Raw genomic sequence first — 17,525 nt, forward strand, 5'->3', positions numbered from 1 at the left:
GCTGCCTTCCCCTCCACCATGGCTCCCCATCTGCTTGACCTTGCTGTCAAAGACGGATCATCAGGCGAATCAGTTTCGACGATCCTCTCCCGTCGCACCGGAACCACGTCGGCGGCGGCGAGCACCAGCTGACGGCGGTCAGTCGCGGTTCTCTGCGCATCGCAGCAGATCGGGCGGCGGGGACGATCATCCGCGAGAACATTCGCTGCCGACACCCGTCGACAACATCCGCCGACGGCAGGCTCCGCCGCGAAGGGGGTCAAGGCGGGCCGGTGGCTGCCGTTCCGCCGCCGGGCGCGACCGGGAGGACCGGGCACACGTGAGGGTCATCTGACCTGTAGCAGGGTTCGGTTCGCCGTCTCCGGAGGGAACGTGGCCCGGTCTGCGACGCCTGTCGTCCCGCCGCCCGAGCGTTCATCCGGCGGTACCCCGATCAGAGGGCGCTGCCCCGGTGGTTCGAGGACGGGAAGGCGAGACCACACCACCCACGGGTGGGCCCGCGCCCGCAGCCCGAAGCGCCACCCGGCCCACCGCCTCACGGGAGCTTCGTACCGCCCGGACAGGGCTGAGCCCTGGACGCACGCCGCTGGAGGGGGCCGGTGGGTGCGCACCGGCCGACACGCGGGTCCAACGGCGAACGTCGCGGTCGTCGTCGGCCCCAGGCGGCAGCCGGCTGGTACCAGGAGGTCGGCCGACGGACGCGGTCCGTCGGCCGACCGGGGCTCAGAGGTGGGGACGAGCCGGTCGCCCTGCAGGGCCGACGCAGATCGTCATCTTCTTGACACGACGTGATCGGGCTGCGCGGCACCGAGATCCGGTGCACTCGCCGCTGATGGCGGCGTTGGTCGACGGTGTCGGCGCGCCGGTGGTGAGTTGCTGTGACGGCACGCTGACGCGCCCGGCCTGCGCCGAGGGCGTCCCGTGTTCGTCCGGTGCCGGCTCTACGGGTTCGCGGACGGCTCGGCGGAGGGCTCCGCAGGGGGCGGGCCCGAGGGCGATGCGTACCGTGTGCGCAGCTCGCGGGCGACTCCGAAGGCGGCGGCGGTGACCGGTACCGCGAGGAGCACGCCGACGATTCCGGCCAGGGACGCGCCCGCGGTGAGTGCGACCAGGACCATCGCGGGGTGGATCCGTACGGTGCGGCTCTGGACCATCGGCTGGAAGATGTTCCCCTCCAGCATCTGGACCACGAGCACCACCCCGAGGACCCACAGCGCGATGACGAGCCCTCGGTCGGCGAGTGCGACCAGCATGGCCGCGGCCCCGGAAAGGAAGGCGCCGAGGTAGGGGACGTAGGCGCCGATGAAGACGATCGCGCCGAGGCCGAGGGCCCCCGGCACGCGCAGGATCAGCAGGCCCGTGGTGATGCAGACCGCGTCGATGAGCGCTACCACGGTGGTGCCCCGCATGAACCCCTCGACGCCCTCGAAGGCCCGCCGGGCCATCGCCTCGACGGTGCCGGCGCTGCCGCGCGGGAGAAACGAGTGCAGGGTGTCGGCGGCCCGGTCGGAGTCGCGCAGGAAGAAGAAGACCAGGAGCAACGCGAGTACCGCCATGCCGAGCGCCTGGACGGCCCAGCCGACCCCGGTGACGACACCGGAGGCGGCTGTCCCGCCGAACCTGCCCAGCATGTCCACGGCATCGCCGGCGAGACTCTCCAGCGAGGTGCCGGACGCGCCGAACTGATCGGCCAGGTCCCGCACCGCCCTGCGCAGTGAGGCGACGATCTGGTCCCAGGTGTCGACCAGCGTGACGGTGACGATGTACACGGCACCGCCGACCACACCGAGCACGGCGGTGCAGGTGAGCCCGGCGGCGACGGACCGGTTGACCTTCGTCCTCACGAGCCACCGGTGCAGGGGGAGGAGTAGCGCGGTGCCGAGCAGAGCGAGCAGCACGGGAACGACGGCCGGCCGGAGTGCCACGCACAGCTGGATACCGATGTAGACGACTCCGGCGACCAACAGGGCGACGGCGCACCAGGCGGCGAGTCGGCGGACGGGCTCCGGGAGTAACTGCACGCACCCAGCGTACGCACCGGCCGCACGCTCCGCGTGAGCCCCCCCGTGACGTCACGTCAGCCGGGGAAGTCGTGGGCCCCGAAGTCGGATGCGCTTGCCGGACAGGGTTCGACTCCGCGCGGTCTTCGCATGGTGCGCGCAGGAGGAGTGCCGGCACGGGGAGTGGGTGGCGAGACGGTGCCACTGTGAGGGCGGCGAGCACCGTGGGGAGACCAGGCCCCACCGTCTGGGCGCCCCCGGCGTCGGCGGGGGCAGGCAGTGGGTACGGCGGTCGGATGGCCGGAGGCAGCGGGCGTGGGCCGGGAACACATCCCGTGACGCCGGGTGGATCACCCTTCGGTGGGTGAACGGCGGCGCACGGCTGCGCGGTTCAGGGGAACGGGCTGTGCGTCCACTGCCCGGCCAGCGCCTGCTCGACGAGCTGGGTGAGCTCCGTCAGCCGGAGACGCTCGGCAGGGTGGAAGTCCTGGGCGTCAATGGTGGAGCGCAGTCGGGTGAGGGCGGCGACGACGGGCGGTTGCCGGCTGGACGCGCTGCTCCAGGCGAGTTCGCGCAGCAGCATCGCGATGCGGGCGAGGACGGCGGGCTCGGCGGCGCCGTAGCGCAGCGGCTGGGCCACCGCCAGATCCAGCAGGTCCTCCAGGTTCTGGCGTCGCAACACCACTCTGACCTGCTGGTCGTCGTCGAGCAACAGGTGGGGGCCGAGGTCGCGCCGCGCCAGATCGCACAACAGTGCGGAGGAGTGGGACAGGGCGTGGACGGCGGTCGTCGGGTCGTTGACCCCGGGGGAGAGTGCTTTGGCGGCGATGTCGGTGAGCTGTCGCAGGCCGAAGGCGATGTCCTGCAGGTCGGTGCGCTCGGCGCCGGTGATCACCGCTTCGGCGGCTGCCTTTACCAGGCGTGCCCGTGTCTTGGAGGCGAACGGCTCGCCGGTGCGTGGCCAGGCGGCTCCCATGGGCGTGCCGGCGATCAGAGAACTTCCGGGGTAGCGGTCGATGAGCAGGACGGCGTCGGCTTCCACGGCTGCCTTCAGAAGGGCTTCCTCGTCCACGGAGGTCAGGAAGCCGGACGCGCCGACGGTCAGGGTCAGCGCGTTCGCAGGCGTTTCCGGTGGTGCGCCACCATGGTCGCCGGCGGCACCGTTCCCGTATGGCCTGTCCTCGTCTTCCGGAAGGAGGCGTTGGGTGGTGCGGTCGGCGGCGGAGTGGACGCTGCTCATCAGCGTCTCGACGCGGATCTCGCGCGCCAGGTGCGACAGGAAGAGCACGAGGGCGAGCATGCTGGCCAGCGTGAGCAGGAAGGCCACCGTGACCGACGCCTGGGGGACGAAGCCGCTCTGCCCGTCCTCGCCGGTGTGTACGGTGCGCAGCACGGTCAGGGCGTAGGTGAACGTGGCGAGGAAGAGCGCCAGAGTCGTCCGGACGTACCGGTCCGCGGTGAAGGTCCGCAACAGGCGCGGGGAGAACTGGCTGCTTGCCAGTTGCAGCGTCAGCACCGTGAGCGAGAAGGTCAGCGCCGTGACCGTGACCAGGGAGCCGGCGATCGCCTCCAGCACCGAGCGCGCGGCGTCCGGGTTGCCGCTGAACAGGTAATCCCTCAGCCAGGACGGCATGTCGTGCTGGATCCGTTTGTCCACCCGCGGCAGCCCCACGCCCGCGACGACGGCGAGCGTGACCCCCAGTGTCGGTAGGGGCCACAGTTGCGCCCGGAGCGTGTCACGCATCGACGAATGGGATGCGAGTCGACAGCCGGGCCGGGGCCGAGGGGGCCGCCGAGGCAAGAGGAGTGGGCAAGCGCCTGGGCATCAGCACAAGCTCACGTTACAGATCATGACAGGTCGGGCGAACACCGAAACGCTGCCGCCGGTCGTTTCCGCATGGTCCGCCGGGCGTGTCGCGGGTTCGTGCGTCGGCGGCAGCCTCACCTTTTCCATATGGGTGCTCAACGCCAGAAAGTCGACTATGTGGGGGTTTGATGTTTCGGTCCGTTGAGTGTGGACAGTCGGCCTCCATGGGAGTGACGGGAGTCATCCGAAGCGGCGGCGGGTGGGCGTGGCGACGGCTCGCCGTGGTTCTGTGCGTGCCGGTCATCGCGCTCTCGCTGATCGTGGGCTGCGGCCGGGAGGAGCCGCTGAACGAAGCCGCAGAGCGATTCGAGATGGTGGAGATCGACTATGAGCGCGCCATCCGCCTGTCGGTGGCGGAGGTGACCGCCGGTGAGCTGGTTGCCTTGGAGCTCAGGGAGCCTGAGTCGGTGTCGCCGGTGTGGGAGAGCCAGATCGCGGACCAGGACGGGCAGCTTCGGACGGTCCGGTTGGACGCCACCCGGGGTGAGCTGCTGGGGACGAGTTCCGGTCCCGACCTGACCCGTTCCGAGCGGCAGGCGCTGGTCCGGCTGCTGGAGCAGGCGCGGCTCCTGCCGGGTCAGGCGGCCCGTGAAGCGGCCGATACGGCGAACGGCGATGTCGTCACCGCCATCGAACTGGAACGGAGGGACGGCGGCCCGGTCTGGATGGTCAGTGTTCTCGGGGTTGCCGACGAGTCGGCGACGATGCACGTGGTGAACGCGAAGACCGGTGAGATCCTCGACCGCCGCCCGGCCTGAGGCGGTGAGAGTGGCCGGGTACCTCGGCAACACATCCGCGGTCTGCCGAGCTTCCCGCCCCAACCAGCGGGTGATGAGCTTCCCGCCGCCCGGAGGCCTGCCGAACGGGCCGGGCCGCGCACGCTTCGCGCCGGACAGCCGCCTGAGGGGGAGTGAGGAGTCTGTGCCTGCGCGCCGACGTCTGGCGATGAGCACGGTGCCGGGCGCGTGGGCCGCATCCCGGCAGCCCTGTTTGCGCGTGAGGGGGCGGGGATACCCAGGCATGGCGTTGCGACCACGAACAAGGAAGGACCACGTCATGGGCCATGGGGGAGACGTCATCGCGGAGCTGATCACCGACCACCGCGAGGTCGAGGAGCTGTTCGGGAGGATCGAGGCCCTCGCCCCCGGAGACAAGCAGCGCAAGGATTACGTCGACCAGGCGGTGATCGAGCTGGTACGGCACTCGGTGGCCGAGGAGATGTACCTGTATCCCGCCGTGCGGGAGCTACTGCCGGACGGGGACACGGTCGCGGACAAGGAGATCGAGGACCACGCGGAGGCCGAGCGGACCATGAAGGAACTGGAAGGCGCCGGTGCCGGCGACCCGGAGTTCGACCGGCTCCTGGGCGAGCTGATGACCGAAGTCCGTTCTCACATCCGCGACGAGGAGGACGACCTCTTTCCCCGACTGCGGGCGGCGGCCTCCGAGGACGAGCTCATGAGGCTGGGCGACAAGGTCCGGCAGGCGAAGAAGACGGCACCGACCCGCCCGCACCCCTCGGCCCCGGACACCCCGCCCGCCAACAAGCTGCTGGCCCCGGGGGCGGGCATGGTCGACCGCCTCAGGGACGCCCTGACGGGACGGGGAAAGGACTCCTGATCCCGATCCGAGAGTTGCGTTGTCGGTGAGCATCGCCCTGCGCCGGCTCCCCTGTCGGGGAGCGGTCCCGCAGCGGCGCGGCTGCCTATGCGTGTCGAGTCCGCCGTGGAGGATTGCCTATGAATCCGGTCGAACTGCCCCTGCCCGTCGTCCGCCGTCCGTCGGCCGACAACGGCGCTGACATCGACACCGACGCCCTCGAACGAGACCTGCGAGCGCGGGTGGACGGTGAGGTGCGGTTCGACACCGGCACGTGTGCGGCGTACTCGACGGATGCCTCCAACTACCGGCAGGTGCCCATCGGAGTGGTCCTCCCACGGACGGTGGAGGCCGCCGTGGAGGCCGTGGCGCTATGCCGGGAACACGGGGCACCGCTGCTGTCGCGCGGCGGCGGCACCAGCCTGGCCGGCGAGTGCTGCAACACCGCGGTGGTGCTGGACTGGAGCAAGTACTGCAACCGGCTGGTGTCGGTGGACCCGGAGAACCGGCGCTGCGTGGTCGAGCCGGGCATCGTCCTGGACGACCTGAACCGACAGCTGGCCGAGTACGGTCTGCAGTACGGGCCGAGGCCGGCCACCCACCCGAACTGCACCCTCGGGGGGATGATCGGCAACAACTCCTGCGGATCGACGGCCCAGGCGTACGGCAAGGTCGTCGACAACCTGCACCGCCTGGAGATCCTTGACGATGCGACGCTGGTTCTCGCCGACGGCTTCAGCTGCCGGACGCAGGTCGACCAGGCCGGCACCGGACGCACTCCGCTGCACCTGGCGGAGATCTTGGCGGCGGCCCTGCGAGGAGTGGCGGCCGCCGCCACCATGCCGCCGCTCGCGCTGTCAGCCCGTTTCGAAACGGCATAGGCCATGCGCGCGTCCCGGGGCGCCGCGGTGCCGCCGTAGTCGGGGACCGCGGCCTGCCACCACCGCTCGGTGGCGTCCCAGAGATCACGGGGAAGCAGCGGAAGGTCCTGCGGTTCCGCGGATGTTTCCAGGACCAGGTCATGGACGTGCTCCTCCAGCAGGTGCAGCCCGGTGCACAGCCCACCGTGCGGGCCCAGCCGGGCCTCGGGGGCACCGGTGAACCGCGGATACAGGGGGCCGGTGCGCGCCCGCCAGGCGCCGCCCTCCCGTCGGACTCCCCGCACGGCACAGGCCTGGCGCAGCAGCACCACCCGTCCGGGGGAGGCGCGGGTACGGCCAGGGCCTCCCGGCAGGAGACGACGCCGCGTCGGACGTCACCCGGCGGCTGAAGCGGATGAGCGTGCCGTCCTCGTAGAAGTACCCACCCCACACGTTCCAGGAGTTCGGAGGTACAGAACCGGTAGCGCCCGGGCCCGCAGAGGAAGCCGGAGAAGACGGCGCAGCTGTGCCAGGCCGGCGCGCACAGCCAGGCGATCTGACCGCGCGGGTCGTGCGCTACACCGACGTGGACAAGCGCTCCATGGTCGGAGCGTCACGCGGCGACCCGCCCGACCCGCCCGATCGTGCCGACGGAGTCACTTGCTCTCTTCGGTGCTGTCGTGCGGCCCGGCTCCGGGGCGGTCGTCGCGATGCCGGCTGCCGGGCAGCACCTCCTGGGCCTTGGCCTTCACTCCCTGCTTGATCATGGAACCGCGGTCGCTGTCACCACGCAGGATCGCGGCGGCCGTGGCCTCCATCTGGTCCAGTTCGGCGTGCGGCGGGATCGGCGGCACGGCCGGGTCGGTGCGGAAGTCGATGACGAAGGGCCGGTCCGCGGCGAGAGCCCGGTCCCAGGCGGCCTCGACCTGCTCGGGCTTCTCCACCCGTACCCCGTCCAGCCCGATGCGCTGGGCGATCTCGGCGTAGGGCAGGTCCGGGATGGCCTGCGACTCCTCGAACTGCGGGGCGCCGGACATGGCCCGCATCTCCCAGGTGACCTGGTTGAGATCGTGGTTGTTCAGCACGGCCACGATCAGCCGCGGATCGGACCACCCCCGGTAGTACTTGGCTGCCGTCACCAGTTCCATCATCCCGTTCATCTGCATGGCACCGTCACCGACCAGGGCGATGGCCGGACGGTCGGGATGGGCGAACTTCGCGCCGATGGCGTACGGCACGCCCGGCCCCATGGTCGCCAGGGTGCCGGACAGCGAACCGCGCATCCGGCCCCGCAACCGCAGGTGACGGGCGTACCAGTTGGCGGAGGAACCGGAGTCCGCTGCGATGATGGCGTCGTCCGGCAGCTTGCCGTCGAGGGCGTGCACCACGTACTCGGGGTTGATCGGGTCGGCGTCCACGGCGGCCCGGCGCTGCATGACCTCCCACCATCGGGAGACGTTTTCCTCGACCTTCTCCCGCCATGCGCGGTTCTCCTTGCGGCGCAGGTGCGGCAACAGGCGTTGCAGCGTCTCGCGGGAATCGCCGACGAGGTTGACCTCGAACGGGTAGCGCAGGCCGATCATGTGCGGGTCGATGTCGATCTGCACCGCCCGCGCCTGGTCCAGTTCCGGCATGAACTGGGTGTACGGGAAGCTGGACCCGATCATCAGCAGGGTGTCGCAGTCCCGCATCAGCTCGTAGGACGGACGGGTGCCCAGCAGCCCGATGGCGCCGGTCACATACGGCAGGTCGTCCGGCAGTGCGTCCTTGCCCAGCAGCGCCTTGGCCACCCCGGCACCGAGCATGTCCGCCAGCTGTTCCACTTCGGCGCGCGCCCCGCGGGCGCCCTGCCCGATGAGGACGGCGACCTTCTCACCGGCGTTCAGCACCTCCGCCGCGCGCTGGACGTCCTCGTCGGCAGGCACCGGGGCGTACTGCCCCAGCCCCAGGCTGGACGGCACCATCTTGAACGCGTGCGTCGGCGGGCTGTAGTCCAGCTCCTGCACATCGGCGGGCAGGATGATCGCCGTGACGGTGCGCTTGGCGTACGCGGTACGCATCGCCCGGTCGATCAGGTTGGGCAGCTGCTCCGGGACCGTCGCCGTCTCGCAGAAGTCGGAGGCGACGTCCTTGTACAGGCTCGTCAGATCCACTTCCTGCTGGTAGGAGCCGCCCATGGCGCTGCGGTTGGTCTGCCCCACCAGCGCCACGACGGGCACGTGATCGAGCTTGGCGTCGTAGAGCCCGTTCAGCAGATGGATGGCCCCCGGACCGGACGTGGCCGCGCACACGCCCACCTTGCCGGAGAACTTGGCGTATCCGACCGCCTGGAAGGCGGACATCTCCTCGTGCCGGGACTGGACGAACCTGGGCTTGTTGTCAGCGCGGCCCCACGCCGCCAACAGGCCGTTGATGCCATCGCCCGCATAGGCGAAGACATGGTCGACGTCCCAGTCGCGCAGTCGCTGGAGGATGTAGTCGGACACTTTCTGGCTGGCCATGGAGGCTCCGTTTCTGGTGCTGCGTATCTTGCGACTTTCTCCGGTGCTCCCTGGGCAGGGGAGGGCGGCACGACACTCCATGGGTAACCGGGTCGGTCCGGCGGAAACGTCGTGCTCCTGACGCCGCCGGGGCGACGGAGTCCTGCTCGACGAGGCGGCGCCGGGCCCGCTGGCGCCTCGTCCGGCGCACCCATCCAGCGCACCTCAGAGCCTCGTCCGCCGGGACGGAAGAGCGTGCGCATGCTCATGGCACCGGGAAACGTCGCGCTGACCGGGGGCGCCGTTGCGGCACCTCACTCATCCGGCGAGGGGGATGTCAGTCCGGGTGCGTCGGTGGCGTCGTCGTCGACGTAGGTGGGGATCTGGGAATGCACCTGCAGCGCGATCTCGCCGGCCCGTTCGAAACGCAGAGTGACCCACACGAAGTCACCGCCCCGGATCTGCCGGCGCAGATCCCTGAGCAGCAGGTGAACGTGGCCCTTCTCCAGCTCGACGAGTTCCCCGACAGGGACATCGACGGGGCCTCGCACCGTGCCGTCCGCGCTCACGACGTCCACGGACCGTGCGACGGTCGTCTCCGCGCCCAGCAGTCTGTCCGCGCGTTGCCCCTGGTTGAACAACCAGAGGTAGAGGGGGGCGTCGTTGCCCGGCTCCCAGGGGCCGTCGGGGGGCTCGGCGATGTGCGCGTAGCGCATCAGGACCGGCCCCACACGGGCGTTGGCACCCGGAGGGTTGTACTCGCCGTCGGTGCTACCGCATCCAGTCACCCCCCATGTCACGGCGAGACAGCCCGCCGCGACGTGGGTGACGGCTCTCCGCCACGGCCCTGCCCTCATGACCACGCCACCTCACCCTCGGTTCCCGGCAGCGCGTGGACCGGCCGCCCGCTGCCACACCTACCCTGTCGGCCGTTGCCTCGCCTCCTCTCAGCGGCCAGATGGAGGACTGGAGTGGATCTGGAGCGGTGACAGGTCAGCGGTGACAGGTCATGCAAGGCGCGGGAACCGGCAGAGCGCCCCGGACGCCTTCCGGCTGCCTGCGGACGGCCGCCTCCGGCAACACCGGCACGCGTGTCGTAGGGAGCGTCCAGTCGACGCGCGGCCCAACCGGAATGCCTGGGCACCCTTTGCCGCGTACGGTGATCCGTTCCTCAAGGACGGCTTCGAAAGCCCTTCTCCTCTCGGTGAGAACCACTCCGCAGCGCGCGGGCGGTAGAGAAGGCCGGTCCGCCGAGCGGGCCGGTCGGCCCTGAGGCGCCATGGGCAGGAACCAGGTCGTCACGCGGCAGGGACACTGAGGACGCCGTCGTCGTAGTCGACGGTGATCGAACCGAAGTCGCTGAGCACATCGGAGCCGAGCAGGCCCTGGATGCCGCCGCCTCCCCTGGGCGGGCCGAGGTCGATGACCGTGACCTCGCCCGGGTCGATACGAACGTCACCGACCGCCCACCGCTCCACCCGCGCGACCGGAACCTGCCCGGTGCCCAGGATCCCGCTCACCGAACGGCGCTCGCCGGTGCGCTCCAGACCGACCCGGTCGGCGACGTCCTCATCGACGACGCTGACGGAGGCACCGGTGTCCAGGGCGAACATGAAGGGCCCCTCCCCTTCCATGTTCACCGGGACGAACGCCAGCGTCTGGCCACCCTGCTCCACGACCCTGAGCGGTACTTCGCGTTCAGTTCCCGGGGAGGTCTGCGGCGAGTCCGGGTCGTCGCGGTCGTCGTAGAGGACGCAGCCGGTGAGCAGCACCCCGGACAGGACCACCGCCCCGAACCGGCTCACCCACCGGTACCGGGCGGCGGGCACGATGCCGTCCCGCGAAGTCATGCGACCGGGGTGCCCGTCTCAGCACCACTCAAACCCCCGCCCGCCCGGCAGCCTCCGGGTCCGGGCGCGACGTGGGTGGTCCGCCGGCTTCCTCATCTCCGTGCTCCCGTAAACGCGCGGCCCGGCCTGTGCCTCCCACGGCCTTGGTCGACCTCCGCTGGGGTCGTACCGGCCGCCGCTACGACCCGTGCCCAAGGCCCGGCCTCCGGTTTGTCGGCCAGGCGTCAGGGATGCACGCCTCCATTCCCGGAGGCTGCTTCGGGGCGAGGGGCCTGGGTACCCGGCGGCGAGAACGCCGATGTACTCATGCGGGAGCCCCGGAAGGAAGAGGCAGGCGGTATGTCCGGATCACCGAACATGTGGAGCCGTCGGGGCCGATCGGCGGGGGTGGTGGCCGCCGCCGTGTTGGTGGCGCTGATGACGGGGTGTTCGGAGGACGACACGCCGTCGGACGCCGCCTCCGCTGCCGCTTCGGCCGCCGAGGAGGTGCAGGAGGACCTCCGTGAGATCCGTGACGGGATCGTGGCCACCGGCGACGCCGCCATACGCGGGACCGACACCGACGACGAGGGGCACGCCGTCGCGGAGCTCGCCGTGACCAACAACGGCGACGAGACGACCTCGTACGCGGTCCAGGTGAACTTCCACGACCCGGACGGTGATCTGGTCGACGTCGTCCTGGTGACCGTCTCCTCGGTGGCACCGGGCGAGACGGCTCAAGCGACGGCGCGCAGTCACCGCGAGCTGCCCGAGCGGACCACCGCCGAGGTGGCCACGGCCGTTCGCCACTGATGCGGAGACCACCGGAGCCGACGAGGAGCACGGTCGCCCCCGGGGCCCACGGGTTCGAAGGGAACGTGCTGGAGGGTTCGGCGGCCTAGGTGGCTTGCGGCCCACTGGTGAACACGAGCGGTCGATGGCCCGGCATCGCGCCCGCTCGTCCTGGAGCCGCACGGGCGTCCAGGACGAAGCCATGCGGTCCTCAGGGGCGGGATGCGGTGGGCCCCCGCTTAGTCGAGGCCGTCGGAGTGTGTCTCGTGCGCGTGAAGGCGCTCGTGGCGGCGGCGCGCTACCGCGCTCATGACCGTGGAAAGGCCCAGGCAGAACAGAAGTGCAAGGGCGAGGCCAGAGCAGAAGATCGCCAGGGAGTTCATGGTGGCGATGTTCTGATCGAGTATCGACACGGTGTACTCGGGTCCGCCGGCCAGGTTGTCGGCGATCACCAGGCCGGTGAATGCCCCGGTGGCCGCGAGGAGGAGCAGTCCGAGAAACAGCATCAGGGTTATCTCCTCGAATGCGTCGTTCTGCTGATACGGACCAGTATGGGCGACTATGAACCCGCGAGCATGTGGGAGCCAAGGCGGCGATGTCTCGCGGGGTCTGTGCCGGTCGGCGCCCGAGCGCCACGGGACCCGTCGGCGCGTGAAGTGGCGGCGGCTTGAGGGCACCACACACGTCGTCGTGCTCGCGCGGACGAGGAGCTCGGTCAGACGCCGACGGAGTTCGTCCCGGGCTCACGCGCGTCCACGGTGCGCAGACCACCGCCGTGGGGGCGTTCGCGGGAACGAGCGGCTGAGCGGTTGCAGCGCCTCCTCCGTGGTCCATTCCTGGTCACGGACGGCCAGATCCCGGACGTGGTGGGCATCGACGATCCGCATCGGGTCACAACTCCCGGACGACGGGCAGGGGGGCGCACTGGGGGAGGAGCCCGTTGCTGCGCAGGGCGCGCCAGAGCCCGGCGGGTACGGGGTGGTGGATCATGCGGGCCGCGTCGTTGACTGCCGGCGAGTGGTATCTCGACAACGGCACCCTGTATTACAAGCCGCGTTCGGGACAGGACATGACGACCGCGGACGTCGAGGTCCCGAAGCTGCAGTCACTCATCAGCGTCGGGGCACCTACTCCTCCCCCGCCAGCCACATCGCCTTCTCCGGGCTGCAGTTCTCGGGCACCAGCTGGCTCGGCCCCAACAGTCACGGCTACACCAACCAGCAGACCGGCGCGTACATCTCCGGCCCCTGGGAGCGCCCCTCGGACGCGCTGACCTCATGCCAGGCCGGCTGCCGGCTCTTCGATGCGACCCGCCCCCACTGGCACCAGATGCCCGCCGCCGTCCAGGTCTCGGCCGCCGACCGCATCACCTTCACCGGCAACCGGGGCCCCGGGTCCTTCGCACACATCCCACGAACCGCCGCCGGCGTCGAACTCGTAGGCACGCACCGGCCCGGCGGCCTCGGCTCCCAGGTGCCAGTGATGGGGAGGGACCAGCGAGGACCAGCTCAGCAGTCTTCCGGCGCCAAGGGTCTCGATGACCGCCGCGCGACGGCCGGGCACATGAAGGTCGGGAGCGACCGCGCCCGTGCGGATGGTCCAGAAGTGGTCGGCCTTGCCGCCCTCGTCGAAGATGCGCTCGCCCGTGGCGAACGACACCTCACGAGCGAGCGATATGAGCTGCTCGCGATGCTCCTCGGTCACGGCGCCGAGAACGCCCATCCTCACAACCACAGTGGCCGTCCCTTCTCCGTGATCCCGAAGCGGAGCGGGCTTCTGTCCGGTCACCGGCGTCTCAGCACGCGGCCGATGCGCAGGCCATGGCTGCGGCGTGGTGGCCGCATGACTCCACGATCGCCGCAAACCGGCGGGGCGCAATCCGGCCCGAGGCCCGCCGAGCGTCCATCCGCGTGTCGCGGCGGGCCCGGCGTGGTGCGACGGTATTCACAGGAGGTTCTCGCGGCGGCCGGGCAGAGAGGCGTTTGGTGATCATGGAGCTCCCGCTGGTGGTGGGTCTCGGCGGGTTGGATTCCAGCCTGCGGGCCGTGGACCGGGTGGCGGACGAGGCGACACGCGACGGGCTGCCGTCGCGGGTCGTCCACGCCTCCTTGCGGGAGGGGGAGAAGGGGGAGAAGGGGAGTCCGCCCTGCTCGACGAAGGACCGGCCCGCAAGGTACTTCTGCGCCGCTCGGCCGCCGCCGACCTCGTGACCGTCGGCGCACGGCGCAGGCAGGGCTGTTCCGGGCTCCAGCTCGGCCGAGTGGCCCACACTCTGTTGCACCACGCGCCCTGTTCAATGGCGATCGTCCCGCAGCGGGGGTGATCGACTGTCCGAACGGGCGTGGTCAACACCGACCTGTCGACTCGCTTGCACGGGGAGTGCTCATGACTGTGCGGTCCCGCGACACGCTTGCGCCCGTGCTGCGGGACGTGCGGGCTGTCGTCTTCGACACCGACGGAGTGATCACCGACTCGGCGCGCGTGCACGCCGCCGCCTGGAAGACAGCCTTCGACGCCTTCCTGCGCGAACATCCGCCCGCAGACCCCGGGCGGCGCCGCCCGTTCGACACGCGGGACGACTACCTGCGGTACGTGGACGGCAGGTCCCGTCCGGACGGGGCCGCCGCCTTCCTCTCCTCGCGCGGCTTCGATCCGTCGGCCGAGACGGTGCGGGCCGTCGCCGCGGACAAGGAGCGGCTGTTCACCGAGCGGCTGCGCCAGCACGGTGTCGATGCGTATCCGGGGACGGTACGGCTGGTGCACGTCCTGCGCCGGGCAGGAGTGCCCCTGGCCGCGGCCTCCGCGTCCCGTCACGCCGGTGAGCTCCTCACGCGGGCGGGGGTCCGGGTCCTCTTCCAGGTGCTCGTCGACGGTGGGGAGGCGGCCCGACTGGCGTTGCCGGGCAAGCCACGGCCCGACCTTTTCCTGGAAGCCGTCCGACGGCTCGGTGTCCGGGCCGAGGGCGCCGCCGTCGTCGAGGACGCGCTGGCGGGTGTCGAGGCGGGCCGCAGCGGAGGATTCGCCCTCGTCGTCGGAGTGGACCGCACCGGCGGTCCGGACACCGGGGACGCACTGCGTCGGCACGGCGCCGACATCGTCGTACGGGACCTCGGTGAACTGGTCGGGGGAGGAGCGCCGAAGTGACGGGCTGGACGTGGGAGTACGAGGGCTACGAACCCGCGGACGAGCGGCTGAGGGAGTCGCTGTGCACGCTGGGCAACGGCTACTTCGCCACACGTGGGGCGCTGCCGGAGTGCGCCGCCGACGACGTGCACTATCCGGGCACCTATGCGGCCGGCTGCTACAACCGGCTCAGCACGGACATCGCGGGGCACCGGGTGGAGAACGAGGACATGGTCAACCTCCCGAACTGGCTGCCGCTGCGGTTCCGTCTCCCTGGGCAGCCGTGGCTCACACCGGACACGGCGACCGTGCTCGACCACCGCCAGGTGCTGCACTTGGCCTCAGGGACGCTGGAGCGCCGGACGAGGTACGCGCTCGGTGAGGACCGGGTGCTGTCCGTGCGTCAGCAGCGTCTCGTGGACATGGCCGACCCCCACCTGGCGGCCCTGCGCACCGAGTTCACCGCCGAGGGGTTCTCCGGCGAGGTCGACATCGAGGCCATGCTCGACGGCGGCGTGACCAACGCAGGCGTTCCGCGCTACCGCGACCTGGACGGCCGTCATCTGACCCATGTGCACACCGGCTCCACCGTCGCGGACACGGTGTGGCTGCGCTGCCGCACCCGGACCTCCGACATCCGCATCGGCATGGCGGCCAGGCTGACCTGCGACGCACCGGTCACCGCTTGGCACGAGGCACCGCGCGCCGGCCAGCGGGTGCGCCTGCGGCTGCTTCCCGGCCGCACTGCCGCCGTCGACAAGACCGTGGCCCTGCACACCTCACACGACCCCGCGATCAGCGACCCGCTGGACGCCGCGATCGACAGGGTGGGCACCGCGCTGGCGTTCGACGAGCTGCTCGACACGCATCTGACGGCCTGGGACCAGCTGTGGCGGCGGGCCGAGCTGGACGTCGCCGGGGAGGCGGGCGACATCCTGCGGCTGCACCTGTTCCACGTCCTGCAGACCCTCTCCCCGCACACCGCGGACCTCGACGTCGGTGTTCCGGCCCGGGGGCTGCACGGTGAGGCGTATCGCGGCCACGTCTTCTGGGACGAACTGTTCGTGCTTCCCTACCTCGACCTGCACTTTCCGGAGGTGTCCCGCGCCCTGCTCCGCTATCGCCACCGCCGCCTGGACCAGGCCCGCGCCGCCGCCCGCGCCGTGGGCCGGCGCGGCGCGCTCTACCCGTGGCAGAGCGGCAGCGACGGTCGCGAGGAGTCGCAGCGACTGCACCTCAACCCCCGCTCGGGGCGCTGGCTGCCCGACCACTCGCGGCTCCAGAGGCATGTCGGCTCGGCGGTCGCGTACAACGTGTGGCGGTACTGCGAGGCCAGCGGTGACGCCGAGTTCCTGCACACCGAGGGCGCGGAGATGCTGCTGGAGATCGCCCGCTTCTGGGCCGACTCGGCAGTCTGGGACGAGGGACTGGGCCGGCACCGCATCCGGGGTGTGATGGGCCCCGACGAGTACCACGACGCCTATCCCGGCGCGCGGGAACCCGGGCTGGACGACAACGCGTACACCAACGTCACCGCCGCCTGGGTGCTCACCCGCACCCTGGACGTGCTGCGGTCCCTGCCGGAGCCCCGCCGACGCGAACTCGCCGAGCGCACCGGCCTGGACGACGGTGAAAGCGAACAGTGGGAGGACGTCTCGCGCACCCTCCACGTGCCCTTCCACGACGGTGTCATCAGCCAGTTCGAAGGCTACGCCGACCTCGCCGAACTCGACTGGGACGGCTACCGGAAGCGGTACGGCGACATCCGGCGCCTGGATCGGATCCTGGAGGCGGAGGGCGACACCGTCAACCGCTACCGGGCGTCCAAGCAGGCCGACGTCCTGATGCTCGGTTACCTCTTCTCACCGACCGAACTGGCCTCCCTCTTAGGCCGGTTGGGCCACCGGCTCGACGACGACATCTGGCGGCGCACCGTCGACCACTACCTCCACCGCACCAGTCACGGCTCCACCCTCAGCGGCCTGGTCCACGGCTGGGTGCTGGCCCGGGCCCGGCGCACCGAGGCGTGGTCCTACATGCAGGAAGCCCTGCGCGGCGACATCGCCGATCTGCAGGGCGGCACCACGGGCGAAGGCATCCACCTGGGTGCCATGGCGGGCACCCTCGACCTCGTCCAGCGCGGGCTGACCGGACTGGAGACCCGCGCCGGGGCGCTGTGGCTCGATCCCGTACCACTGCCGGAACTGTCGGCCTACGGCTTCTCCCTGCGCTACCAGGGCCACTGGGGCGTCCGGCTGCGCCTGGAGCACGGGCGGCTGGAGATCGCGGTGCCGGCGTCCGACCGGCCTCCCATCGATGTCCGGCTGCCCGATCACAGTGTCTGTCTCCGGCCGGGGGAGCGGAGCCGCCTGGCCCTCCCGGACTGACATCCGCGGGCGACCCGCGCGCGTAGGGGCCGGATGGTCCTCGGCGGGCCCCGGTGTCCTGAACTGCCGTCCCCGTCAGGGCGAGGGAGAACCCGCGCATGCCGCTCAGCGGTCGCTGGGGCGGCGTGCGCTGCGGTAGACGGAGGACCGTGTCCGTGCGGCCGTTCATGGTGTGTGGCCGCGTGCCGAGCTGCTGGTGCCGGGCTCGCGTGGGCTGAGAGGTTCACCGGGTCCTTGGTGGGCCGGGTCGCCCTCGGGTGGCGGCGAGGACCACGCGTCCCGTCGTCCTCGTGCGGGCGGGGCAGGAGGCCGGGGGCGAGCACGTCCCCGCGGCTGGCGGCAGTGCTTTCCCCGTACCGGGTACCGGGATGTGGTGCTCGGCCTCGGTGCCTGAGGTGTGGCGAGAGCGCTGGTGCGGGCCGCGTCCTCGGCGAGCCTCCTCGTCGTCCCACGACCGGCCGCGCGGACCGGTCCCGTCGCCCACACACTGATCCACCACGTGACCTGGCCGGTCGCGCTGGTCCGCACGACTGACAACAGCCCGTCGCGGGCCCTCGGCGCGGAGGTGGACTGGCACCTCCCACCTCT

At 71.0% G+C, this 17,525-nt stretch carries 12 protein-coding genes and 4 pseudogenes; 8 read left to right on the top strand and 8 right to left on the bottom strand.

The annotated features are described in order from the left end of the window. Nucleotides 1–941 precede the first annotated feature (941 nt). Together WBG99_RS34205 and WBG99_RS34210 are read right to left on the bottom strand one after the other, a co-directional pair. Nucleotides 942–2,021, bottom strand: coding sequence for an AI-2E family transporter (locus WBG99_RS34205; RefSeq protein WP_338900089.1), 1,080 nt, complete (start codon nt 2,019–2,021; stop codon nt 942–944). Nucleotides 2,022–2,391: 370 nt separating this feature from the next. After that, nucleotides 2,392–3,744 carry a DUF2254 domain-containing protein gene (locus WBG99_RS34210; RefSeq protein ID WP_338900090.1) on the bottom strand — a complete coding sequence of 451 codons (1,353 nt, stop codon included), beginning with the start codon at nt 3,742–3,744 and terminating at the stop codon, nt 2,392–2,394. Nucleotides 3,745–4,031: 287 nt separating this feature from the next. On the opposite strand from WBG99_RS34210, the gene WBG99_RS34215 reads away from it, so the two are divergent. The 3 genes and pseudogenes from WBG99_RS34215 to WBG99_RS34225 form a co-directional block, all read left to right on the top strand. Then, a complete protein-coding gene (locus WBG99_RS34215; protein WP_338900091.1) occupies nt 4,032–4,625 on the top strand; it encodes a PepSY domain-containing protein in 594 nt (197 codons plus the stop codon). A 298-nt stretch (nt 4,626–4,923) separates the two neighbouring features. Further along, nucleotides 4,924–5,487: a hemerythrin domain-containing protein gene (locus WBG99_RS34220; protein WP_338900092.1), complete on the top strand. Its 564-nt coding sequence runs from the start codon at nt 4,924–4,926 to the stop codon at nt 5,485–5,487. Nucleotides 5,488–5,606: 119 nt separating this feature from the next. Continuing rightward, nucleotides 5,607–6,170: pseudogene (locus WBG99_RS34225) on the top strand (FAD-dependent oxidoreductase); the annotation flags it as partial. An 812-nt stretch (nt 6,171–6,982) separates the two neighbouring features. Here the strand turns inward: WBG99_RS34225 and WBG99_RS34230 are convergent. The 3 genes from WBG99_RS34230 to WBG99_RS34240 all read right to left on the bottom strand — a co-directional run bounded on the left by WBG99_RS34230 (nt 6,983) and on the right by WBG99_RS34240 (nt 10,656). After that, nucleotides 6,983–8,827, bottom strand: a complete 1,845-nt coding sequence (locus tag WBG99_RS34230; RefSeq protein WP_338900093.1) for a thiamine pyrophosphate-requiring protein — start codon at nt 8,825–8,827, stop codon at nt 6,983–6,985. A 293-nt stretch (nt 8,828–9,120) separates the two neighbouring features. Next, the gene (locus WBG99_RS34235) at nt 9,121–9,663 is read right to left on the bottom strand and encodes a copper chaperone PCu(A)C (RefSeq protein WP_338900094.1); all 543 of its coding nucleotides are present in this window, start codon (nt 9,661–9,663) and stop codon (nt 9,121–9,123) included. A gap of 441 nt (nt 9,664–10,104) precedes the next feature. Beyond that, nucleotides 10,105–10,656, bottom strand: a complete 552-nt coding sequence (locus WBG99_RS34240) for a retropepsin-like aspartic protease (RefSeq protein ID WP_338900095.1) — start codon at nt 10,654–10,656, stop codon at nt 10,105–10,107. A gap of 339 nt (nt 10,657–10,995) precedes the next feature. On the opposite strand from WBG99_RS34240, the gene WBG99_RS34245 reads away from it, so the two are divergent. Beyond that, nucleotides 10,996–11,448: an FxLYD domain-containing protein gene (locus WBG99_RS34245; RefSeq protein ID WP_338900096.1), complete on the top strand. Its 453-nt coding sequence runs from the start codon at nt 10,996–10,998 to the stop codon at nt 11,446–11,448. A 218-nt stretch (nt 11,449–11,666) separates the two neighbouring features. Here WBG99_RS34245 and WBG99_RS34250 read toward each other — a convergent pair whose 3' ends face one another. The 3 genes and pseudogenes from WBG99_RS34250 to WBG99_RS34260 form a co-directional block, all read right to left on the bottom strand. After that, a complete protein-coding gene (locus WBG99_RS34250) occupies nt 11,667–11,933 on the bottom strand; it encodes a hypothetical protein (protein ID WP_338900097.1) in 267 nt (88 codons plus the stop codon). Nucleotides 11,934–12,218: 285 nt separating this feature from the next. Further along, nucleotides 12,219–12,314: pseudogene (locus tag WBG99_RS34255) on the bottom strand (amidohydrolase); the annotation flags it as partial. Nucleotides 12,315–12,818: 504 nt separating this feature from the next. Next, nucleotides 12,819–13,149, bottom strand: a pseudogene (locus WBG99_RS34260) (cyclic nucleotide-binding domain-containing protein); the annotation flags it as partial. Nucleotides 13,150–13,418: 269 nt separating this feature from the next. On the opposite strand from WBG99_RS34260, the gene WBG99_RS34265 reads away from it, so the two are divergent. The 4 genes and pseudogenes from WBG99_RS34265 to WBG99_RS34280 all read left to right on the top strand — a co-directional run bounded on the left by WBG99_RS34265 (nt 13,419) and on the right by WBG99_RS34280 (nt 16,937). Continuing rightward, nucleotides 13,419–13,637: a hypothetical protein gene (locus WBG99_RS34265; protein ID WP_338900098.1), complete on the top strand. Its 219-nt coding sequence runs from the start codon at nt 13,419–13,421 to the stop codon at nt 13,635–13,637. Further along, a pseudogene (locus tag WBG99_RS34270) lies at nt 13,583–13,750 on the top strand (universal stress protein); the annotation flags it as partial. The gene WBG99_RS34265 and the pseudogene WBG99_RS34270, both read left to right, overlap by 55 nt. A gap of 62 nt (nt 13,751–13,812) precedes the next feature. Further along, on the top strand, nt 13,813–14,571 hold the full coding sequence (locus WBG99_RS34275) for an HAD-IA family hydrolase (protein WP_338900100.1): 759 nt from the start codon (nt 13,813–13,815) through the stop codon (nt 14,569–14,571). Continuing rightward, entirely contained in the window at nt 14,568–16,937 is a 2,370-nt protein-coding gene (locus WBG99_RS34280) for a glycosyl hydrolase family 65 protein (protein ID WP_338900102.1), read from the top strand. The genes WBG99_RS34275 and WBG99_RS34280 overlap by 4 nt, the downstream gene beginning before the upstream one ends. The last annotated feature ends 588 nt before the right edge of the window (nt 16,938–17,525 follow it).

Source organism: Streptomyces sp. TG1A-60 (genome assembly GCF_037201975.1).
GTDB lineage: Bacteria > Actinomycetota > Actinomycetes > Streptomycetales > Streptomycetaceae > Streptomyces.